The organism is Micromonospora sp. C81 (assembly GCF_018070425.1).
Taxonomy (GTDB): domain Bacteria; phylum Actinomycetota; class Actinomycetes; order Mycobacteriales; family Micromonosporaceae; genus Micromonospora; species Micromonospora zamorensis.
This window is the reverse complement of record NZ_JAGPXS010000029.1, coordinates 1-20,837: the sequence shown is the minus strand read 5'-3', so window position 1 is coordinate 20,837 and position 20,837 is coordinate 1. Positions and strand designations below refer to the sequence as shown.

Here is a 20,837-nt window from a genome sequence, read left to right as displayed (position 1 = left end):
TCGCCCACATCACCCCGCCTCAGGAGTACGCGGGCGAGCCTCCTTGCCAGAGCCGGTAAGGCAAATTACGGTTTCGGTATGACCAAGAAGATCACGATCAGCCTGCCCGATGATCTTGCAGACCGGCTGACTGAGGAGCCGAACGCCTCCGCCTATGTCGCGGAGTCCCTCCGACGGCGAGTGGCCGGGGAGAAGACGCGGGAGATCCTTCGGCGGGTCGGTTTCGAGATCACTGATGAGGGCGTAGCGGGGGTACACGCCGAGATGGAGCAGTTGAGGGCGAGCATCACCCCCGAACTGCGCGAACAGGCGGCCCAACTCCAGGCCGAGGTCTTGGCGGCACGCGCGAGAGCCAGCCGGTGACGGACTACGGCTTGGCGCTGGATGCGACCGCCCTGCTGGCCTATTCGTCATCGTCACGGGATGTCGGTCACCGCATCGCGGAAGCCGCTGACTATGGCGTGCACGTGCTGGTGCCGGCACTCTGCCTCGTCCGTGCGCACCAGGAGGCCACTCCCGGCCAGTGGGAGATGCTCGAAGTGCTCGCCGCGTTGCCGCACATCCGGGTCACCCCGGTCGAGCCGAACATGTGCTCGTTTCTCGGCGGATGGTCACGCCGAATGGCCGGGAACACGGACCTGGCCCAGCTGGCGATGGACGCTGCCGCCCACCCCCTCGTGCCGATCATGACGGATCGGCGGGAGTTGCTCGGCGAGGTGCTGCCCAAGGAATGGCCGATCATCGACCTCTGACCCACGGCCTGTCGACAAGATCACCTCTAGGATTCGGTCGGACCGAGGCGGGTAGGAGACTCCGGCACGGGGCACCAGACGCCGCAGCTACGCTCAGTACGCTCATCGCGGTGGACCCGTCAGTACCCGGAGGTGGCCGATCGTGACCGTCCGAAGCTCCTTTGTCGTAGTGGCGAACCGTCTGCCGGTCGACGAGGTGAGCACACCCGAGGGGCGGCAGTGGCGACGTAGCCCCGGTGGGCTGGTCACCGCGCTGCATCCCGTGCTCGCCGAACACCAGGGCACCTGGGTCGGCTGGGCTGGTGGCACCGGCGCGGCTCCCGAGCCGTTCGACCTGGAGGGGATCCGGCTGCATCCGGTCCCGCTCAGCGCCGAGGAGTTGGAGCGCTACTACGAGGGCCAGTCCAACGCGACGATCTGGCCGCTCTACCACGACGCGGTCGAGACGCCGGCCTACAAGCGCCGGTGGCGGGAGGCGTACCGCCTGGTCAACGCGCGGTTCGCGGAGGCCGCGGCGGACGTCGCGGCCGAGGGTGCCACGGTCTGGGTGCAGGACTACCAGTTGCAGTTGGTCCCGGCGATGCTCCGTGAGCTACGTCCGGACCTGCGGATCGGGTTCTTCCTGCACATCCCGTTCCCGCCGATCGAGCTGTTCATGCAGATGCCGTTCCGCACCGAGATCCTGCGCGGTCTGCTCGGCGCCGACCTGGTCGGTTTCCAGCAGCGGCTGGCCGCGCAGAACTTCGTCCGGCTGGCCCGGCACCTGCTCGGGCTGCGCTACGAGGGGCAGATGATCCAGGTCGAAGGTCGGCAGGTGAAGGCGGGCGCCTTCCCCATCTCGATCGACACCCAGGAGATGGAGCGGATGGCCGCCGACCCGGCGATCCAGGCCCGGGCGAAGCAGATCCGTGCCGAGTTGGGCGACCCGAAGACGATAATCCTCGGCGTGGACCGGCTGGATTACACCAAGGGCATCGAGTTGCGACTCAAGGCTTTCCGCGAGCTCCTTGCTGACGGAAAGTTGACAGTTCCCGATGCGGTTATGGTGCAGGTGGCCACGCCCAGCCGAGAGCGCGTCGAGCACTACCAGGCACTACGAGTCAAGGTGGAGCGCGAGGTTGGTCGGATTAATGGCGAATTCGGCCGGGTCGGCGTGCCGGCGGTGCATTACCTGCATCAGTCGTACAGTCGCAGTGAACTCGCCGCGATGTACGTCGCCGCTGATGTGATGATGGTGACACCGCTGCGAGACGGAATGAATCTGGTAGCCAAGGAGTACGTCGCGTCTCGCGCCGACCAGGGCGGCGCGCTCGTGCTCAGTGAATTCGCCGGCGCTGCAACGGAGCTGCGCCAGGCCTTTTTGTGTAACCCGCACGACCCGGACGCGGTCAAGGACGCCCTGCTCCGGGCAGTGCACGTGGAGAAAACCGAGGCACGCCGCCGGATGCGGACAATGCAACGTCACCTGCGTACCCACGACGTGGGCCACTGGGCCAAGTCTTTCCTCTCCGAGCTTGGAGTTTCCGAGGCGGAGGCCGAGTGAACACGACCGTCAACGATGGAGCGGCGATGGCCACCGGGGTGATGGACCCCGAGCTGCGCTCCGCCATCGGCCGGATCGCCAGGGTTCCCCAGCTCCTGGTCGCCTGCGACTATGACGGCACACTGGCGCCGATCGTGGAGGACCCGAGCACGGCCGTCCCGCTGCCCGAGTCGGTCGCCGCGGTCCGCGCGCTCGCCGCGCTGCCGCAGACCACAGTGGCGGTCGTCTCCGGCCGGGCGCTGCGCGACCTGGCCGCGCTGTCCCGACTGCCCAGCGAGGTGCACCTTGTCGGCAGCCACGGCTCCGAGTTCGACATCGGCTTCGTCGAGCGACTCTCCCCCGAGCTGGTCGCGGTGCGTCAGAAGGTGCGCAACGCGCTGCGTGACATCGCCTCCGCGCACCCGGGCATCCGGCTGGAACGCAAGCCGGCCAGCGTCGCCGTGCACACCCGAGGGGTCGACCCGGAGGTCGCCGCAGCCGCCATCGAGGCGGTCCGCAACGGCCCGGCGACCTTCGACGGCGTCACCGTGACCCAGGGCAAGGAGGTCATCGAGCTCTCCGTCGTGGCCACCCACAAGGGCACCGCACTCGACCAGCTGCGGACCCAGCTCGCCTCCAGCGCGGTGCTGTTCATCGGTGACGACATCACCGACGAGAACGGGTTCGCCCACCTGCACGGTCCCGACCTCGGCATCAAGATCGGCCCCGGGGACACCCAGGCCAGCTACCGGGTCGCCGACCCGCTGGAGGCCGCCCGCGCGCTGGCGCTGCTGCTGGAGACCCGTCGACACTGGCTGTTCGGCGAGCGGGCGGTGCCGATCGAGCGCCACTCCATGCTGGCCAACGGTCGTACCGTCGCTCTACTCACCCCCGAAGCCAAGGTGAGCTGGCTCTGCCACCCCAAGCCGGACTCGGCGGCGATCTTCGCCGACCTGGTGGGTGGCAGCCCGGCCGGTCACTTCAGCGTCGCCCCGGAACGCGGCGGCATCCCGCTGGGCCAGCGCTACCGCTCCGGCACGATGACAGTGGAGACCCGGTGGTCCGGGCTCACCGTCACCGACTGGCTGGACAAGCCGGCCCGGGAGACCACTCCGGACGACAGCCCCGCGGTCATCACCGGCGACTCGACCCTGATCCGGGTGCTCACCGGCAGCGGCAAGGCCCGGGTGGAGTTCGCGCCGAGGCCCGAGTTCGGTCAGGTCGCCGTGCAGTTGCAGCCGATCGGCGACGGCCTGCTGGTGCTCGGCTCCAACGAGCCGGTAGCGCTCTACGCCCCCGGCGTGGAGTGGGAGGTCGGCAACGACGGCGGGTACGAGACCGCCAAGGCGATCGTCGACCTCTCCGCCGCCGGCGGGCAGGTCGTGCTGGAGTTGCGCTTCGGCACGCACAGCCTTGAGCACCACCGGGTGCCGATCCACGAGCGGCAGGCCGCCGCCGAGCAGCCGTGGAAGGACTGGGTGGCCTCACTTCGGCTGCCGTCCACCAGTCGCGACCTGGTCGCCCGCAGCGCGCTCACCCTCCGTGGGCTCTGCCACGAGGCCACCGGCTCGATCCTGGCCGCAGCGACCACCTCGCTCCCCGAAGAGCTGGGCGGCGTCCGCAACTGGGACTACCGCTACTGCTGGCTGCGCGACGCGGCGCTGACCGCCCGCGCGCTGGTCGACCTCGGTTCCATCGAGGAAGCCGAGGCACTGCTGCGCTGGGTGGACGGCTGCATCGAGCGCACCGGCGGCCACCCGGAACGCCTGCACCCGCTCTACACCATCGACGGGTACGAGCTGGGCGCCGAAGCGGTCATCGACACGCTGCCCGGCTATGCCGGCTCCCGTCCGGTCCGCGTCGGCAACCTCGCCAACCACCAGTTGCAGCTGGACGTCTTCGGCCCGATCGCCGACCTGATCGCGGCCGTCGCCGACGCGCGCGGCTCGGTCCGCGACGACGAGTGGCGGGTCCTGGAGAACATGGTCGAGGCGGTTCGTCGCCGCTGGCACGAGCCCGACCACGGCATCTGGGAAGCCCGGCTGCCACCACGGCACCACGTGTTCTCCAAGGTGATGTGCTGGATGACAGTGGACCGCGCCCTGCACGTGATGCGGGAGCACGGCGGCGAGGACCGGCCCGAGTGGAAGGACCTGCGCGACCGGATCGGCTCCAACGTGCTGGAGCACGGCTGGCACGCCGACGTCGAGGCGTACAGCGTCGCGTACGGCGACGAGGACATGGACGCCTCGTCGCTCTGGATCGGGCTCTCCGGCCTGCTTGCCGGTGACGACCCGCGCTTCCTGTCCACCGTCCTGCGCATCGAGGCGGATCTGCGCAGCGGCCCGGTCGTCTACCGCTACCACTGGGACGACGGCCTGCCCGGCCGCGAGGGCGGTTTCCACATCTGCACGGCGTGGCTGATCGAGGCGTACCTGCGCACCGGTCGCCGCACCGACGCCGAGGAGCTGTTCGCGCAGATGGTGCTCACCGCGGGCCCGACCGGGCTGCTCCCCGAGCAGTACGACCCGCTCGCCGAGCGCGGCCTGGGCAACCACCCGCAGGCGTACAGCCACCTCGGGCTGATCCGCTGCGCGCTGCTGCTGGACAACATGCTCAAGCAGTAGTTCGACAGCACGTGGGACGGGCCGGAGTGCTAGCACTCCGGCCCGTCGCACAATCCGGGACGCGCAGTCCAGGCCCTGGTCGATCATGCAGTTATGGTGTCCAGTTTCGAGCCATAACGGCTGCCTTGTCACCCACCACAACTCCATGATCGACGGAGTGGGGGCGGAGGGCGGGGCGGGGGCCGGGGGCCGGGGCGTTCAGGTGTCGAGCGTGCCCACCACGTCGCCCACCACCACGACCGCGGGCGGACGCAGGTCGGCGGCGAGCGCGTCGGCGGCCACCGCGTCGAGCGTCGACCGCAGCACCCGCTGGGCACCCGTGGTGGCCTCCTGGACGACGGCGGCCGGCGTCTGTGGCGACCGGCCGTGCGCGATCAGGGTGGCCGTGATGGCGGCGAGGTTCTTCAACCCCATCAGGATCACCAGGGTGCCGCGCAGACCCGCGAGGGCGTCCCAGCGCACCAGCGAGGCCGGCGAGTCGGGCGCCAGGTGCCCGGACACCACTGTGAACTCGTGCGCCACCCCACGATGGGTGACCGGGATGCCGGCCGCGGCCGGCGCGGCGATCGAGCTGGTCACCCCCGGCACGACGGTCACCGGCACGCCGGCCTCCGCGCACGCCAGCAGTTCCTCGCCACCCCGCCCGAAGACGTACGGGTCACCGCCCTTGAGCCGCACCACGAAGGCGCCGGCCAGGGCGCGGTCCACCAGGATCTGGTTGATCTCCTCCTGCGCGCGGGACGGGCCGTAGGGGATCTTCGAGGCGTCCACCAGCTCGACGTCGGGGCGCAACTCGTCCAGGAGCAGCCCCGGCACCAGGCGGTCGGCGACCACCACGTCCGCCTCGGTGAGCAACCGCCAGCCCTTCACGGTGATCAGCTCCGGGTCCCCCGGCCCTGCCCCGACCAGCGCCACCCGCCCGGCGGTCGTCCCGGTGGAAGCGTCGGAACGGCCGGCGATCCCGTCCGGTTCCAGGCGGACCGCCAGGAGGTCACGGATCGCGTCGCGGACCGTCATCGCCCGGCGCGGGTCACCGCCGCCGAGCACCGCGACGGTGACCGGGCCGTGCCGGGTCACCGCCGGGGTCCAGGCGGTGGCGGCCGTGCGGTCGTCGGCCCGGACGCAGAAGATCCGCCGCTCGGCGGCGACGGCGCTCACCGAGGCCGCCGCCAGCGGGTCGTCGATCGCGACCTGGACCAGCCACGCGCCGTCCAGATCGTCGGGCACGAACCGGCGCGGCACCCAGTGCAACCGTCCCGCGTCGACCCGGGCGCGCAACGCCGGGGTCAGCTCCGGTGCCACCAGCAGGACGTCCGCACCGGCGTCCAGCAGCGCGGGCACTCGCCGGGTCGCGACCGCGCCACCGCCCACCACGACCACCCGCCGCCCGTCGAGCCGCAGACCCAGGGGGTACGGATTGGAGGTCACGCCGCACCACCGGGGCCGACGACTCGCTCGCTGCGTGTGGTCACTTCTCGGCCACGCCGGCGGAGTCGAAGGTGGCAACCTCGTGCAGCACCCGGACGGCACCGGTGACCACGGGCAACGCCAGCAGCGCGCCGGTGCCCTCGCCGAGGCGCAGCCCCAGGTCGATCAGCGGGTCGAGGCCGAGGTGTCGCAGTGCCACAGTGGCGCCCGGCTCGGCCGAACGGTGACCGGCGACCATGGCACCGACCGCCGCCGGGGCGAACGCGGCGGCGGCCAGCGCGGCCGAGACCGCGATCACGCCGTCCAGCAACACCGGCGTACGGCGGGCCGCGGCACCCAGGATCAGCCCGGCCAACGCGGCGTGCTCCAGGCCACCGACGGCGGCCAGCACACCCAGCGGGTCGGCCGGGTCGGGCGAGTGCCGGGCCAGCGCGGAGCGCACCACGGCGACCTTGTGGGCGTACGTCGGGTCGTCGATCCCGGTGCCCCGGCCGGTGGCGTCGAGCGGGTCGGCACCGGTGAAGGCGGCGATCAGCGCGGCGGCCGGGGTGGTGTTGCCGATGCCCATGTCACCGGTGAGCAGGATGCCGGCCCCGGCGTCGATCAGCTCGTCGGCGATCCGGATGCCGGTCTGCACCGCCGCCAGCGCTTCGTCCCGGGTCAGCGCGGCGGTCACCGTGAAGTCGCGGGTGCCCCGGCGGACGGACGCGACAACCAGTCGGGGCACCGCCGGGTCGAGCACCGCCGGCCCGGGCCCAGCCCGGTCGGGCCCAGCCCGGTCGGACCCAGCCCGGTCGTCAAGCCCGGTCGGATCGGCGATCGGTCCGGTGGGCAGCGGGGTGGCCACACCGACGTCGACAACGGTGACCGACGCGCCGGCCTGGCGGGCGAACGCGTTGACCACCGCCCCGCCGGCCAGGAAGTTGCCGATCATCTGCCCGGTGACCTCCTGCGGCCACGGGCTGACCCCCTGGGCGTGCACCCCGTGGTCGCCGGCGAAGATCGCCACGGCGGCCGGCTCGGGCAGCGGCGGTGGGCAGGCCCCGGCCAGCCCGGCGAGGCGTACCGAAAGATCCTCCAGAGCGCCCAGCGAGCCCGCCGGCTTGGTCAGCCGGCCGTGCAGCTCGCGGGCGGCGGCCATGGCCGCTTCGTCCGCCGGTCGGATCGCCGCGATCGTGGTCTCCAGCATCATGCCTCCATGGTCTCGCGCAGCACCTCGATGAACGCGTCGGTGGTGTTACGGTCGCGCACCGCCACCCGCAGCCAGTCCGGGCCGAGGCCGGGAAACGTGTCGCCACGGCGTACCGCCCAGCCCCGCTTCCGCAGCGCGGCTCGGATCGCGCTCGCGCCCGGCAGGTGCAGCAGGACGAACGCGCTGGCGGGGCGGCCGACGACGCGTACACCGGGCAGGTCTTCCAGGCGGGCGACCAGGTGGTCGCGGTCGGTGGCGAGATCGGCGGCGATCGCGCGTTCGGCCTGGACCGCGACGGCGGTGGCGCAGGCGGACGCGGCGGCCAACGCGGGTGTCGAGACGGCCCAGAGCGGCTGGACGGCGGCCAGCCGGGTCAGCAGCTCCGGAGCGCCGAGCAGGTAGCCGATCCGGAGACCGGCCAGGCCCCAGGTCTTGGTGAGGCTGCGCAGGACGAGCAGCCCCGGAAGGTCGCGCCGCTCGGCCAGCGACTCCGGTTCGCCGGGATGGCCGGGGGCGATGGTGGTGTCGGCGAACGCCTCGTCGACCACCAGCACCCGGCCGGGGCGGGCCAGCGTGGCCAGCGTCTGTGCCGGGTGCAGCACCGAGGTGGGGTTCGTCGGGTTGCCGATCATCACCAGGTCGGCGTCGGCGGGCACCCGGGACGGGTCGAGCCGGAAGTCGTCGGCGGGGTCCAGCAGCACCCGCTCGACCGGGTGCCCGGCGGCCCGCAGCGCCGCCTCCGGCTCGGTGAACTGGGGGTGCACCACCACCGGTCGGCGCACCCCGCGCAGCGCCTGGGCGATCAGCACGAAGCCCTCGGCCGCGCCTGCGGTGAGCAGCACCTCGTTCGGGTGACGGCGGTGTCGGGCGGCGACCGCCGCCCGGGCCGCCGTCGGGTCCGGATAGCGCGCCAGGTCGGTCAGGGTCGCGGCGATCGGGCCGGCCAGCCAGGCGGGAGGCGCTGCCTGGCGGACGTTGACGGCGAGGTCGATCAGGCCTTCGGTCGCCTCCGCGTCGCCGTGGTGCGCGAGGTCCGGCTCGGCCCCGGCGGTCGGGACCATCCCACTCGGCTGATCAGACATGTCCGCGATCCTGCCGGGAAGGTGGCCGGTGGGACAGTCGATCTCGGCGTAAGCCACGTCACCACCCGCCGGTTTAAGAGTTCTTCTCAGGTACGAATCGGAAATGTCATAACTTGGCCATGTGAGTAACCGACCCCTTACTGCCGCAGGTCGACTCGTCCCTCTACTCCGCGCCGGACTGATCGCCGGAATCGTGATCGCCGCCGCCGCGTACCCATTGGTCGCCCTCACCGGGCTCGGCGCGAAGGCCACCGCGCACGCCACGGAGCAGAAGACCAGGCTGCTGACCACGGCGCTGCCCGCCGAGACCTCGTACGTCTACGCCCCGGACGGCAAGACCGTGCTGACCATGTTCTACGAGGAGTACCGGCAGTACACCAAGCTGTCGGACATGTCGCCGAACATCCAGCAGGCGATCGTCGCCGCCGAGGACTCACGGTTCTACCAGCACCACGGCGTCGACCCGAAGGGCGTCGCCCGCGCCTTCGTGTCCAACGCCCGCTCCGGCGGCTCCCAGGGTGCGTCGACGCTGACCATGCAGTACGTCCGGATGGCCCTGCGGGACAGCGCGACCACGCCCAAGGAGGTCCAGGAAGCCACCCAGCAGACCAGCCTTCGCAAGGTCAAGGAGATGCGGATGGCGCTGGACCTGGAGAAGGAGATGAGCAAGGAGCTGATCATGGAGCGTTACCTGAACTCGGCGTACTTCGGGCACCGGGCGTACGGCATCTACGCGGCCAGCGAGATCTTCTTCTCCAAGACCCCGAAGAACCTCACCCCGGTCGAGGCCGCCACCCTCGCCGGGCTGGTCAAGTCCCCGTCGGAGTACGACCCGGCCGACTCCGACCAGAAGGAGGCCACCGGGCGACGTAACTACGTGCTGGACCGGATGAGCCAGCTCGGTTACCTCTCCCCCGACTCGGCCGCCGCCGCCAAGTCCGAGCCGATCCGGCTGAAGCTGACGACCCCGCCGCACGACTGTGCCGCGGTGGCGGAGAAGTACAACAGCTGGGGCTTCGCCTGCGACTACCTGAAGAACTGGTGGAGCGCGCAGCCCGCGTTCGGGGCGAACCGGCTGGAACGCATGGACAAGCTGCGCCGGGGCGGCTACCGGATCGTGCTCAGCATCGACCCGAAGATCCAGGAGGCGGCGGAGAAGAACGTCGGTTCCAAGGAGGCCACCGGCAGCCCGTTCGCCAACGGGATCGTGGTCTCCGAGCCGGGGACCGGGCGGGTCAAGGCGATGGCGGTGAACCGGACGTACTCGCTGGATCTCAGCGAGAACCCGCAGAGTTCCAATCCCGAGGCCGGGCCGAAGGTGAAGGCCAACTACCCGAACACTGTGGCGCCGCTGCTCGGCGGCGGTGACCTGGCGGGCTACCAGGCCGGATCGACGTTCAAGATGTTCCCGATGCTGGCCGCGCTGGACTCGGGGATGACGCTCTCCACCTCGTTCAACGCCCCCTACCGCTACCGGTCGTCCGTCTATGACGGGTGGGCGCCCTCCAACGCCAGCGGCGCGATGACGGGTCAACAGACCATGTGGTCCGGTTTCGGCAAATCGGTCAACACGTACTTCGTCTGGTTGGAGGAGAAGGTCGGCGCGGACCGGGCGGTCCGGTTGGCCGAGCAGCTCGGGCTGCGGTGGCGCACCGACGTCGACCGGGACCACGCGTCCCCGGACAAGGCGAAGCAGTGGGGCGCGTTCACCCTGGGCGTCTCCGACGCCACCCCGCTGGAGATGGCGAACGCCTACGCCGCCATCGCCGCCGACGGCCGCTACTGCGAGGCGATCCCGGTGCAGTCGATCATGAACCGGGACGGCACGCCGACCACGTACGCCACCCCGGGCGGCATCCATCGTGAGGTGGCCAAGCCCCGCTGCCGGCAGGTGGTCAGCGCGGACGCCGCTCGGGCGGCCACCGACGCGGCCCGCTGCCCCACCGGCGACACCCCGGCGCGCGGGAGCTGCGGCGGCTGGTCCACCGCCGACAGCGTGCGGGGCACAGTCGGACGCCCGGTGGCCGGCAAGACCGGTACCACCGACAGCACACGATCCGCCTGGTTCGTCGGCTACACACCGGAGTTGGCCGCGGCGAGCTTCATCTCCGACCCGGACAACCCGTTCAACGCGGTCGGTGACGGGCAGTCCCAGATCCCGATCAAGGCGGTGTCGGAGACGCTGCGCGACGGCCTGAAGGGCACACCGACCCGCCAGTTCACCCCGCCGTCGGACGCGATCGTCGGCTGACCAGCCGGCGGGTCAGCGCAGGTCGGCGGCGACGAACGACCAGAGTTCGAGATCCACCCGGCCGCCGCCGACCAGCCCGGCATTGCGCAGCAGGCCCTCGTAGCTGAACCCCGCCTTCTCGGCGACCCGGCGCGAGGCCAGGTTGCCGGGTGCCACCCGCAGCTCGACCCGTTGGAAGCCGTGCTCCAGGATCAGCGCGATGGCCACCGCGTCGACGGCCTCGGCGGCGAAGCCGAAGCCCCGCGCGTGTGGCGCCATCGCGTAGGAGACCTCGGTGAGACGGGCACCCCAGTCGGTGCGCCGCGTCCACAGCGAGCCCACCACCTGGTCGTCCTCGCGTCGGACCACCGCATAGTGGTCACCCTCGCCGCTGTCCCGGCGCTGCCGGGCCAGCTCCGTGCACCAGGCGTGCCCGTCGATCGGGCCGGAGTCGTCGGGCAACGGCAGCCAGCGCCGGGTCAACTTGTCGGCGAAGATCTCCCCGGCCGCCTCCGCGTCCGCCGAGGTGAGTCGCCGCACCTCCGTACGCGGGGTGGAGACGGTCAACGCCGGGAATCGGCGCACCGCCACCTGACCGATCACGCCGGCACCCCGCCGGGCTGCGCCGGCACCGCCTCGTTCGTCGGCTCGGCCGCCGCGGCGACCAACCGGGCCGCCGTCGCCGGATGACCGGCCCAGTGCAGGGTGAGCTGCGAGGCGTGCACGTTGCGCCAGACGAACCCCTCCGGCGTGCCGCCCTCCCAGCTCCACGCCGGGCGCTGACCAGCGCGGGGGGTGAGCACCGCACGGTGCGCCTTGTGGCCGACCAGCACCGTGCCCTGGGCGGCGACGACGCTGTCGGTCTGGGCGGTCGCCTCCCGGTAGCCGGCCACCAGACCGTCCCGGCTGACGCCGATCGCGTCCAGGACACCGCACATCGGCAGCCCGTCCAACTCCCGGGCCAACCAGAGCAGCCCGGCGCCCTCGGCGACCACCGGCCGCCCGGTCCGCGCCAGCTCGGCCACCGCGATGCAGAGCCGCCGGTTGGCCGACAACTGCTCGGCGTACGCCTCGGGCAGCGCGCCACCGATGACCAGCGCGCGGGTGCCCACCGGCAGTGCCTCGTCGCGCAGCGGATCGACGGTGACGATCTCGGCGCCGGCGGCGCGCAGCAACTCGGCGGTCTCCGGGTGGCTGAAGCTGCCGCCCGGCCCGCCGGCCAGCGCCACCAGCGGGCGGTCCGCCGGGGCGGTGAACGCGCCGAGGGCCTCCTCGGGAGACCAGGCGGGGGCGGGCAACTCTGGGGCGGAGCGGGCCAGCCCGAGCAGTCGTTCCAGGTCGACAGTGGCAGCGACGGCCTCGCCCAGCCGACGGACCGCGCGGACGGCGTCGGCGGAGCCGTCGACCACCGGTGCCACACCGTGCCGCCGCGACGGCAGCACCGCCGGCAGGTCCTGGCGACGCAGCGCACCGTAGACCGGCACACCCACGTCGTCCAACGCCTCGCGCAGCATCGCCTCGTGCCGCGACGACGCCACCCGGTTGAGGATCACCCCGCCGAGCCACAACTGCTCGTCGTACGAGCGGAAACCGTGCACCAGGGCCGCCACCGACTGCCCCATCGCGGCCACGTCGACGACGAGCACCACCGGGCTGCGCAGCGCCGCGGCCGCCGCGGCCGTCGACTCCTGCTCCGGGCGACCACCGACCGCGTCGTACAGGCCCATGCTGCCCTGCACCACGGCGAGCCCGGCACCGGCGGCACCGTGCGCCACCAGCGGGGCGAGCCGGTCCATGCCGACCAGCCGGGGATCGATCACCCGACCCGGCCGACCGGAGGCGAGGCCCAGGTAGGCGGCGTCGACGTGGTCCGGACCGAGCTTGAACCCGGCGACGTCCACCCCCCGCTCGGCGAGCGCGGCGAGCAGCCCGATCGCCAGCGCGTTCTTACCGTGCCCGGAGGACGGTGCGCTGAGCACCAGGCGCGGCACGACGGTCATCATCGACTCCTCGCGAGCGGTGGCGGGTACGCGACGGGACGACCGGGGCCGATCCGTCGGCGTGACGATACCCGTCCGGCTGGAGACGTGAGCACCGCCAACCGAGGCCACCGGACCGGTTCCTGGCACGGCTCCGGCCCGGTCCAGGTCAGTGGCGCCGGTCATACGAGTAGCCTCGGTGCCGTGTACCGGTTCCTGCTGAGCCCACGCTGGCTGGGCGCTCTCGCGCTGACCCTGGTTGCCGCCGCCGTCATGGTGTTCCTCGGCAACTGGCAGCTGGACCGCTACCGGGGCCGTACCGAGGTCAACGAGCGGATCGACGCGGGCCAGCGGATGACCCCGACGCCACTGGCCGACGCGCTGCGCGCTCCCACCGGCGGCGCGGGCACGACAGGCCCGGCCCCCGCCGAGGACAAGGTCTGGACGCGGGTGACAGTCACCGGCCGGTACGACCCGACGAACACCGTGCTGGTCCGTGGTCGGACGGTGGACAGCCGGGTCGGGTTCGAGGTCCTCACCCCGCTGGTTCTCGCGGACGGCACGGCGCTGCTGGTGGACCGGGGCTGGATCCCGCCGGCGCCGGGTGGGGCGACCGCCCAGCCGCAGGTGCCGGCCGTGCCGACTGGCGACGTGACAGTTGTCGGTCGTGTGCATGAGACCGAGAGCGGCGCCGGCGCGGTGGCGCGGCGCGACGGGCGGCTGGAGATCCGACGGATCGGGGTGTCACGCCTGGCCGGCGAACTGCCCTACCCGGTCTACGGCGCCTATCTGCTGCTGGACGAGCAGACCCCGGCGGCCGACCCGGTGTTCAAGGCGGTGCCGGTCGGGCACGCCAACAACTGGCAGAACTTCGGCTACGTCGTGCAGTGGTGGCTCTTCGCGGTGATGGCCCTGTTCGGCTACGGCTGGGTGGCCCGCCGCGAGGCACGCCGCGCCGCCGGCCTCGGCACCACCCCGGCCCCGCTGGACCGCGCGGCCGAGCCCACACCGAGCGCGTCCGCCTGACCGACCCGACCCGGTCCGTTCCGTTCTGTTCCGTTCCGGTGACTCACCCGGACACTCGGGGGCACCGGTGACACCACGGCAGCCGGTAGTCTCCGCCGGGTGTTCACCTCACGTTGGGGGTCCCGATGAGCGTGGATCCCACGGCACCGCTGCCCGAGCCCGTTCCGGAGACCCGGGCGCACCCGCCGATCGACCCGTGGGCCGCCGAACCACCGACCGCGCCACTGCCGACGACACCGTTCCCGGCCGCACCGGCACCAGCGCAGTTCTCCGGGCCTCCGGCCCAGTTCTCCGCACCGCCCGCGCCCTTCTCCGGGCCGCCGGCCCAGCCGGCCGGGGCATGGGGACCGGCCCAGCCGGCCGAGGGATGGACGCCGGCCCAGCCGGCCGGGGCGTGGCCGGCGGTCGGGCCGTACCCGCCGACCCCGATGGCGGTGCCCCCGGCCCTGGCCGGCTACGCGAGCGGGCCAGAGGTGGTCGCGGTGCAGATCGCCGAGATCGCGGTGAGCCCACCCGTCATCCGTACGCCGGCCGGGGTGCTGCCGCTGGCCGGGGCGACCTGGCACGTGGCCGACTACTGGCAGCGCGAGGAGAAGGTGGCCACCTGGGCACTGGTCTGCGCCATCGTCGGCTTCTTCTGCCTGTTCGTCTTGAGTTTGCTCTTCCTGCTGGTCAAGGAGACCCGGCACCACGGCACGGTGCAGGTGACGGTGACCAACGGCGCGCAGCAGTACGTGGCGCGGATCCCGGTCGCCGATCAGGCTCAGGTGGCGCACATCAACAACCAGGTGAACTACGCGAGGTCGCTGTCCAGCAGGTGACCCGGGCCGGTGCGGCCGGTCAACCGGCGGGACGGCCGGCGTGGATCGCGCGGACGGCGTCGATGGTGTCCGCCTCGGCGGCGGACTTGTCATCGCGATACCGCACCACCCGGGCGAACCGCAGCGCCATCCCCCCGGGATAGCGGGAGCTGGTCTGCACCCCGTCGAAGGCGATCTCCACCACCTGCTCGGGCCGGACCCGGACCACCCAGTCGCCGCGCTCGACCGCGAGGTCGAGGAACCGCTCGGTCTGCCACCGCAGCAGCTCGTCGGTGAGCCCTTTGAACGTCTTGCCGAGCATGACGAAGTCGCCGGTGTGCGGATCGCGCGCGCCCAGGTGCAGGTTGGACAACCAACCCTTGCGCCGGCCACTGCCCCACTCGACGGCGAGCACCACCAGGTCGAGGGTGTGCCGGGGCTTGACCTTGACCCAGGCGGCACCGCGCCGGCCGGCGTCGTAGGGGGCGTCCGGTGCCTTGACCACCACGCCCTCCTGCCCGGCGTCCAGCGCCGCAGCGAACGCGGCGGCGGCCTGCTCGGGCCCGTCGACCTCCATCCGACCGACCAGCAGCGACGAGTCGACCGCGCCTGCGAGGGCGGCCCACCGCTCCCGGCCGGGCAGGTCGATCAGGTCCTCGCCGTCGAGGTGCAGCAGATCGAAGAAGTACGGAGTGAGCACTGTCGCGCCGGTGCTGGCGGCTGCCGCGAGCACCGCCGGGGCGACCGGAGTGCGGCCGGTGGTGCTGGGGGTGGTGCGTCGGGCGGCCCGACTGGAGGTCTGCTGGAACGGCAGCGGACGGCCCGTCTCGTCCAAGCCGATCGCCTCGCCGTCGAGCACCAACTCGCGGCCCGGCAGGGCCCGGACCGCGGCGACCACCTCGGGAACCCGGGCGGTGATCTCGTCGAGGCTGCGGGTGAAGACGGCGATGTCGGCGCCCGAGCGGTGCACCTGGATGCGGATGCCGTCGAGCTTCACGTCGACCACCGCCGGCGTGCCGGTCGCGGCGAGTGCCTCGTCGACCGAGGGGGCGCTCTGCGCCAGCATCGGCGCCAGCGGTCGGCCGACCTGAAGGCCGAACCCGGCCAACTCGGCGGCCCCGCCGGACAGCGCGGCCACCGCCACGGCACGCAGGTCACCGGCGAGCAGCAGGGCCCGTCGGACCGTCGCCACCGGCACCTCGGCGGCCCGGGCGACCGCGTCGGCGAGCAACCCCGCCTGGGCGCCCTGGCGCAGCTCGCCGCTGAACAGGCCGGTGAGCAGACGCTGCTCCTCGGCGGTCGCCGCCGCGTAGAGGGCACCGAGCAGCGCCCGCCGTCGGGCCTGCGAACCCGTGCCCGCCACGGCGGCGATCTGCTCGATGGCCGCGTCCACGGACGCCACCGTCAACGTCGGCTCGGCGGCCGGGGGCGGCAGGTCACGCAGGCTCGCGTAGCCCACCCCGGTCTGTCGTTGGCGCAGCTCACCGGCCAGATAGCCGGCACCGGGCTCGACCTCGCCCGGGTCGAGCCGGCGCAACGCGTCAGCGAGCAGCTCCACCTTGGCCCGCCGGCCGCTGGTGGCGCTGACGGCAGCGGAGGTGGCTGCCAGGTGGAGGAACCGCACGCAGCTCATCCTGCCAGTCACCTCCGACACCGCCCGGGCATTGCCGTGCCCGGGCGGTGTCGGCAGGTTGCCGCCCACCAACGCGGACGACGATCAGGCGGAGACGGGCTCTTCGATGCGCAACCCCCGGGCACGGACCTCGCCAGCGACACGGGAGAGCACCGAGTCGAGGGCGACCAGTGCGGCGGAGAGCTCACCGAGCTGTTCGTTGAGCGTGTCCTCGGACCACGCGGAGACGTCGACGTCCCCCAGCGCGCTGACAGCGGCCCCCAACCGGGCCATCACCTCGTTCGTACTCATGTACGAAAGGCTATAACAGCTGACCGTCCGACACGCCGTAAACTCGCAGATCAGGCCCGAAATCGCCGTTCCGTGACCTAACTACGCGCAGCGGCGACATTGCCGAGCAGCAACGCCTCGGCGAGGCAGACCTTGGCGAACTCACCCAGGTGCAGACTCTCGTTCGGGCCGTGCGCACGGGCGTGCGGGTCCTCCACGCCGGTCACCAGGATCGCCGCATCCGGGAACATCTCCTGGAAGGTGGCGATGAACGGGATCGAACCGCCGATGCCGACGTCCACCGGGTCGGTGCCGTCCCAGGCAGCCCGGAAGGCCGACCGGGCGGCGTCGAACATCGGCCCGGACGCGTCGATCACGCACGGGTTGCCGTCGTGCTCCAGGCTGACGGTCACCTGGGCACCCCACGGAGCGTGCTTCTCCAGGTGCGCGCGAATCGCCGCGTACGCCCGCTTGGGGTCATCACCGGGAGCGAGACGGACGTTGAGCTTCGCCTTCGCGGCCGGGACCAGGGCGTTCGGCGCCTCACTGGTGGACGGCGCGTCGATGCCGAGCACCGCCACCGCGGGCTTGGTCCAGAGCCGGTCGGTGATCCGGCCGGTGCCGATGAACTGGACGCCGTCGGCCAGCCCGGCCTCGTCCCGGATCCGGCCCTCGGGGTAGTCGACGGTGGCGCCCTCCCGGCCGACCAGCCCTTCCACCGCCACGTCACCGGCGTCGTCGTGCAGTGTCGACAGCAGGCGGACCAGCGCGGTGAGCGCGTCCGGCACGGCACCGCCGAACATGCCGCTGTGCACCGCGTGGTCCAGCGTGCGCACCTCGACGAAACAGTTGACGACGCCGCGCAGCGAGGTGGTCAACGCCGGTACGCCGATGTCCCAGTTGCCGGAGTCAGCGATCACGATGACGTCCGAGGTGATCTCGTCGCGATGCTCGATCAGCAGCTGCTCCAGCGAGTCGGAGCCGTACTCCTCCTCGCCCTCGATGAAGAGCACCACACCGACCGGCAGCGCGTCCCCGTACGCCCGCAGCGCCGCGACGTGCGCCATGATGCCGGCCTTGTCGTCGGCCGCGCCCCGGGCGTAGAGGCGGCCGTCGCGCTCCACCGGCTCGAACGGGTCGGACTCCCACAGCGACCGGTCGCCGACCGGCTGCACGTCGTGGTGGGCGTAGAGCAGCACGGTGGGCGCACCGGGCGGGGCCGCCCGACGGCCGATCACCGCGGGCTGACCGCCGGAACGCACGATGTCGACGTCCAGGCCGCAGCCGCGCAGCAGTTCGGCGACCGCCTCGGCGGAACGTTCCACGTGTGAGTGGTCGAAGCCCTCGAAGGCGATGCCGGGGATGCGGACGAGACGTTCCAGGTCGGCGCGTACGCCGGGCATCTCCCGCTCGACGGCGGCCCGCACCTCGGACTCGGACATGATCGGTGAGGTCATGACCGGCATCGTATGCCGGCCTTACCCCGACGTGCTGGCCGAGCCCGTACCGTCACCGCCGCCCGCCGGCCCGGTGCCCGCCCGCGCACCGGGTGCGGCCCGGCCGGCGCGCTGCGCGCGGCCGGCTGCCTCGGTGGCGGCGTCCATCCAGGAGCGGGCCCGACCGGCGGTGCCGCCGACCCACTCGCCGACGTCGCTGGCGCCGTCGCCGAGCCGGCGCAGCAACCCGACCAACGGGTCGGTGGACCGGCTGAACTCCTCCCGGTACGACTCGGCAGCGGCCTTGATCTCCTCCGACACGCTGGTCGAGCTGTCGTCGTCGCGACGCGGGTAGTCACCGGCCAGCACCCGCCCGTACGCCCCGGAGTCGATCCACTGGCGGAGCTGCGCCGCCCGGGCCACCGGGGCCGGATGGGTGCTCCACGCCGTCATCCTGATCTTGTGCAGGCTGTCACGAAGGTCGCCGCCGCCGGCGTACTCGGCGGCCTGCTCCAGGAACGCGGCGGTGTCGATCTGGGACAGGTCACCGCCGCCCGCGAGCTTCATGAGCAGACGCAGCGCGGCCGCCGGGTCCTGCCCGGCGAGCAGACCGGCCCGGTCGGCGGACAACTCGGCCTTGCGCCACCACTCCAGCATCGCCGCGATGATCGCCCGCAGCGCGATCGCTCCCACCGGCAACCAGCTCAGGTTGGCCGCCCACCGGGTGAGGATCATGAGCATCGTCTTGTAGACCGCGTGCCCACTGCCCACGTGCCCCAGCTCGTGGCCGAGCAGGCAGCGCAGCTCGTCCTCGTCGAGGTGCTGCACGCAGGCGGAGTTGAGCACGATGAACGGCCGTTCCAGGCCCACGGCCTCGGCGCCCAACCAGGGCGACTGGGTCACGTACAGCTCGGGCAGTTCCGCCACGTCGAGCGCCGCCGCGGCCTCGGCGTAGCGCTGCCACACCGCCGGGTACTGCCGGTGGTCGACCCGGATGCCCGAGGCGAGCACGGACAGCCGGAAACCACGCTCGTTCCACATGCCGAAGAACGACCGCACCACGTCGTCGAACCCGCGCAGCTCCCGCAGGGCGACCAGAGCACCCCGGTCGGCCGGATGCTCCCAGGCCCGCGAACTGATACCGGTGAGGGTGATCCGGCGCCGCGCGGGCGCGTCCGTTGCCGACATGATGAGTCCCCCGATCGCCGCGCCCTGGGTGCTTTCGCGTCGTGCCGTTGGCCGCCGTCCCGCCCAGTGCCCTGCCGGTGGCGGCCCTCTCGCATCGTGCCGTAGCCGCTGGCGGACGTCCATGCCCCCGCTCAACCGATGCGAAGGTAGTACCGGTCCGAGTCGTGCGGCAGCGTCGGCGCGCCATCCACCAGCAGGTCCGCGTGGTCGGCCGTGTCGTCGGCCGCGAAGTGCGCCTGCTCACCGGCGTGCCAGCGACGCAGCTCGGGCAGGATCTCCGGCCCGTCCCGGGCGACCGCGCGCTCCAACCGCAACGTGGCAGGCGCGGTGACGAACACGGCCAGGGTCAGCTCCGGCCGGACGACCGCACGGGCCGCGGTGACCCCCTCCAACACCAGCACCGGCGCGACCGGAACAGGAACCGGCCGCGGCAGGAAGCTCTGCCGCACCCAGCTGTAGCGCCGGTAGGCGCCGGGCCTCCCCTCCCGCAGCGGACCGAGCACCCCCTCGTCGAGTCGGGGCCAGAAGGTGACCTGGTCGTCCCAACCGTCGAGCAGGTCGTCGGTGTGCACGACGGGCGGCCGGCCGCCGGGCAGCGCCGCCAGGGCATCCGCGAGGCGCGCGGCGAACCGGCTCTTGCCCGCGCCACTCGGCCCGTCGACCGCGACCAGCCGGGTCCGCCCCAACCGCGCCGGGCCCGCGAGCACCCGACGGGCCAGTTCGGCGTACGCCTCGACCACTGCCACTGACGACCTACCAGTCCGACGACCGGCCGGTCCCCCGACGTCATCGGCCGTTCCGGTGATGTCCACGGCCCTCCGCTGCGATGCCGGCCGGGTGGCCTCGGGACTCCGCGCGGCCTCGCAGTGTCGTGCCGGCCGTCCGGCCTCGGGGGTCAGCCCAGCCTCGCGTGGTGCATGACCGAAAGTATGCCGCCGGCGCCGCCCGCCCGGGTGATCGACTCCGATTCATTGAAATAGCGGTATCCCGGTCGACCGGACACCACGATTTCCGCAAACCCGGGTGGATCACGCCGTATCAGCGGCCTGACCGGGCCGGCTGACACGTCCGACTGACCGCCCCTGGCCGGCCGTCGTCACGTCCGGGGGAATTGGGGCGGCCACGGGTGACGGGCGGCCCGTTCGCCGCCCCGGGGTGCCACCGAATCGGCATCATCGGGTGGTGCTCCGAGATGTGATGAGCCCCGGTATCGACGCCCTGCTCGAACAGGCCCGTGCCGGGCTGCACCGACTGACTCCGCAGCAGACCGTCGAGGCGGTCCGCGGCGGTGCGCTGCTGGTCGACACCCGCACCGATCTGCAACGCCGCGAACAGGGCGACCTGCCGGGCGCGGTCGTCATCGACCGTACCGTGCTGGAATGGCGGCTCGATCCGGCCAGCGCCTGGCGGATCCCGGAGGCCACCGGGTACGACCGGGAGATCGTGCTGGTGTGCCGACAGGGCTACAGCTCCAGCCTGGCCGCCGCCAGTTTGCAGACCCTCGGGCTGCGTCGGGCCACCGACATGATCGGCGGCGTCGACGCCTGGCTCGCCGCCGGCCTCCCGACAACCGACCGCCCCGCCGACATCCGCCCTTAGTCCTCCATCACCCCGCCCAGGTGCACCACCGGGCGCCACCGCGCACTGCGTACCAGCCGCACAGGCCCCGCCC

The 20,837-nt window shown here is 72.4% G+C and carries 18 protein-coding genes; 8 read left to right on the top strand and 10 right to left on the bottom strand.

The genetic code is table 11. The annotated features are described in order from the left end of the window. The first annotated feature begins 78 nt into the window (after positions 1–78). The 4 genes from KBX46_RS30585 (at position 79) to otsB (ending at position 4,901) form a co-directional block, all read left to right on the top strand. Complete coding sequence (locus tag KBX46_RS30585; RefSeq protein ID WP_099848009.1) at positions 79–363, top strand: hypothetical protein; 285 nt, start codon at positions 79–81, stop codon at positions 361–363. Further along, complete coding sequence (locus KBX46_RS30580) at positions 360–752, top strand: hypothetical protein (protein ID WP_210795435.1); 393 nt, start codon at positions 360–362, stop codon at positions 750–752. The genes KBX46_RS30585 and KBX46_RS30580 overlap by 4 nt, the downstream gene beginning before the upstream one ends. 142 nt (positions 753–894) lie before the next feature. Beyond that, positions 895–2,295: a trehalose-6-phosphate synthase gene (locus KBX46_RS30575; RefSeq protein WP_088949790.1), complete on the top strand. Its 1,401-nt coding sequence runs from the start codon at positions 895–897 to the stop codon at positions 2,293–2,295. Between the two features lie 26 nt (positions 2,296–2,321). Then, positions 2,322–4,901, top strand: a complete 2,580-nt coding sequence (gene otsB / locus KBX46_RS30570) for a trehalose-phosphatase (RefSeq protein WP_088949791.1) — start codon at positions 2,322–2,324, stop codon at positions 4,899–4,901. 198 nt (positions 4,902–5,099) lie between these two features. On the opposite strand, the gene cobA is transcribed toward otsB, so the two are convergent. From cobA to cobC, 3 genes are read right to left on the bottom strand one after another with little or no spacing between them, the layout of a single operon-like run. After that, positions 5,100–6,329, bottom strand: a complete 1,230-nt coding sequence (cobA, locus tag KBX46_RS30565) for a uroporphyrinogen-III C-methyltransferase (RefSeq protein WP_210795433.1) — start codon at positions 6,327–6,329, stop codon at positions 5,100–5,102. A gap of 40 nt (positions 6,330–6,369) precedes the next feature. Next, entirely contained in the window at positions 6,370–7,518 is a 1,149-nt protein-coding gene (locus KBX46_RS30560) for a nicotinate-nucleotide--dimethylbenzimidazole phosphoribosyltransferase (protein ID WP_210795482.1), read from the bottom strand. After that, positions 7,518–8,603, bottom strand: coding sequence for an Rv2231c family pyridoxal phosphate-dependent protein CobC (gene cobC / locus KBX46_RS30555; protein WP_210795431.1), 1,086 nt, complete (start codon positions 8,601–8,603; stop codon positions 7,518–7,520). The genes KBX46_RS30560 and cobC overlap by 1 nt, the downstream gene beginning before the upstream one ends. Positions 8,604–8,724: 121 nt before the next feature. On the opposite strand from cobC, the gene KBX46_RS30550 reads away from it, so the two are divergent. Beyond that, the gene (locus KBX46_RS30550; protein WP_210795429.1) at positions 8,725–10,854 is read left to right on the top strand and encodes a transglycosylase domain-containing protein; all 2,130 of its coding nucleotides are present in this window, start codon (positions 8,725–8,727) and stop codon (positions 10,852–10,854) included. Positions 10,855–10,866: 12 nt separating this feature from the next. On the opposite strand, the gene KBX46_RS30545 is transcribed toward KBX46_RS30550, so the two are convergent. Next, a complete protein-coding gene (locus tag KBX46_RS30545; RefSeq protein WP_088949795.1) occupies positions 10,867–11,436 on the bottom strand; it encodes a GNAT family N-acetyltransferase in 570 nt (189 codons plus the stop codon). After that, positions 11,433–12,833 (bottom strand): cobyrinate a,c-diamide synthase, encoded by a 1,401-nt coding sequence (locus KBX46_RS30540; protein ID WP_099848025.1) that lies wholly within the window; start codon positions 12,831–12,833, stop codon positions 11,433–11,435. The genes KBX46_RS30545 and KBX46_RS30540 overlap by 4 nt, the downstream gene beginning before the upstream one ends. A gap of 183 nt (positions 12,834–13,016) precedes the next feature. Between KBX46_RS30540 and KBX46_RS30535 the strand changes: the two genes are divergently transcribed. Together KBX46_RS30535 and KBX46_RS30530 are read left to right on the top strand one after the other, a co-directional pair. Continuing rightward, positions 13,017–13,838 (top strand): SURF1 family protein, encoded by an 822-nt coding sequence (locus KBX46_RS30535; RefSeq protein ID WP_088951969.1) that lies wholly within the window; start codon positions 13,017–13,019, stop codon positions 13,836–13,838. A gap of 125 nt (positions 13,839–13,963) precedes the next feature. Then, positions 13,964–14,659: a hypothetical protein gene (locus KBX46_RS30530; protein WP_210795427.1), complete on the top strand. Its 696-nt coding sequence runs from the start codon at positions 13,964–13,966 to the stop codon at positions 14,657–14,659. 19 nt (positions 14,660–14,678) lie between these two features. On the opposite strand, the gene KBX46_RS30525 is transcribed toward KBX46_RS30530, so the two are convergent. From KBX46_RS30525 to KBX46_RS30505, 5 genes are all read right to left on the bottom strand, one after another. Then, positions 14,679–16,271 (bottom strand): ATP-dependent DNA ligase, encoded by a 1,593-nt coding sequence (locus KBX46_RS30525; protein WP_247668454.1) that lies wholly within the window; start codon positions 16,269–16,271, stop codon positions 14,679–14,681. A gap of 84 nt (positions 16,272–16,355) precedes the next feature. Further along, positions 16,356–16,562, bottom strand: coding sequence for a hypothetical protein (locus tag KBX46_RS30520; RefSeq protein ID WP_030333429.1), 207 nt, complete (start codon positions 16,560–16,562; stop codon positions 16,356–16,358). Positions 16,563–16,639: 77 nt separating this feature from the next. After that, positions 16,640–17,983, bottom strand: a complete 1,344-nt coding sequence (locus tag KBX46_RS30515; RefSeq protein ID WP_210795480.1) for a dipeptidase — start codon at positions 17,981–17,983, stop codon at positions 16,640–16,642. Positions 17,984–18,019: 36 nt separating this feature from the next. After that, a complete protein-coding gene (locus KBX46_RS30510) occupies positions 18,020–19,165 on the bottom strand; it encodes a M48 family metallopeptidase (protein WP_210795424.1) in 1,146 nt (381 codons plus the stop codon). A gap of 131 nt (positions 19,166–19,296) precedes the next feature. Further along, positions 19,297–19,971, bottom strand: coding sequence for a uridine kinase (locus tag KBX46_RS30505; RefSeq protein ID WP_374225041.1), 675 nt, complete (start codon positions 19,969–19,971; stop codon positions 19,297–19,299). Positions 19,972–20,362: 391 nt separating this feature from the next. Between KBX46_RS30505 and KBX46_RS30500 the strand changes: the two genes are divergently transcribed. Beyond that, positions 20,363–20,764: a rhodanese-like domain-containing protein gene (locus KBX46_RS30500; RefSeq protein ID WP_088949799.1), complete on the top strand. Its 402-nt coding sequence runs from the start codon at positions 20,363–20,365 to the stop codon at positions 20,762–20,764. Positions 20,765–20,837: the final 73 nt, after the last annotated feature.

What these genes read in the sequence shown, in the direction of transcription:
- KBX46_RS30585 (WP_099848009.1), top strand. Translation starts at nt 79, where the DNA reads ATGACCAAGAAGATCACGATCAGCCTGCCCGATGATCTTGCAGACCGG.
- otsB (WP_088949791.1), top strand. Translation starts at nt 2,322, where the DNA reads ATGGCCACCGGGGTGATGGACCCCGAGCTGCGCTCCGCCATCGGCCGG.
- KBX46_RS30560 (WP_210795482.1), bottom strand. Translation starts at nt 7,518, where the DNA reads ATGCTGGAGACCACGATCGCGGCGATCCGACCGGCGGACGAAGCGGCC.
- cobC (WP_210795431.1), bottom strand. Translation starts at nt 8,603, where the DNA reads ATGTCTGATCAGCCGAGTGGGATGGTCCCGACCGCCGGGGCCGAGCCG.
- KBX46_RS30540 (WP_099848025.1), bottom strand. Translation starts at nt 12,833, where the DNA reads ATGACCGTCGTGCCGCGCCTGGTGCTCAGCGCACCGTCCTCCGGGCAC.
- KBX46_RS30530 (WP_210795427.1), top strand. Translation starts at nt 13,964, where the DNA reads ATGAGCGTGGATCCCACGGCACCGCTGCCCGAGCCCGTTCCGGAGACC.
- KBX46_RS30525 (WP_247668454.1), bottom strand. Translation starts at nt 16,271, where the DNA reads ATGAGCTGCGTGCGGTTCCTCCACCTGGCAGCCACCTCCGCTGCCGTC.
- KBX46_RS30520 (WP_030333429.1), bottom strand. Translation starts at nt 16,562, where the DNA reads ATGAGTACGAACGAGGTGATGGCCCGGTTGGGGGCCGCTGTCAGCGCG.
- KBX46_RS30515 (WP_210795480.1), bottom strand. Translation starts at nt 17,983, where the DNA reads ATGTCCGAGTCCGAGGTGCGGGCCGCCGTCGAGCGGGAGATGCCCGGC.
- KBX46_RS30510 (WP_210795424.1), bottom strand. Translation starts at nt 19,165, where the DNA reads ATGTCGGCAACGGACGCGCCCGCGCGGCGCCGGATCACCCTCACCGGT.
- KBX46_RS30500 (WP_088949799.1), top strand. Translation starts at nt 20,363, where the DNA reads ATGAGCCCCGGTATCGACGCCCTGCTCGAACAGGCCCGTGCCGGGCTG.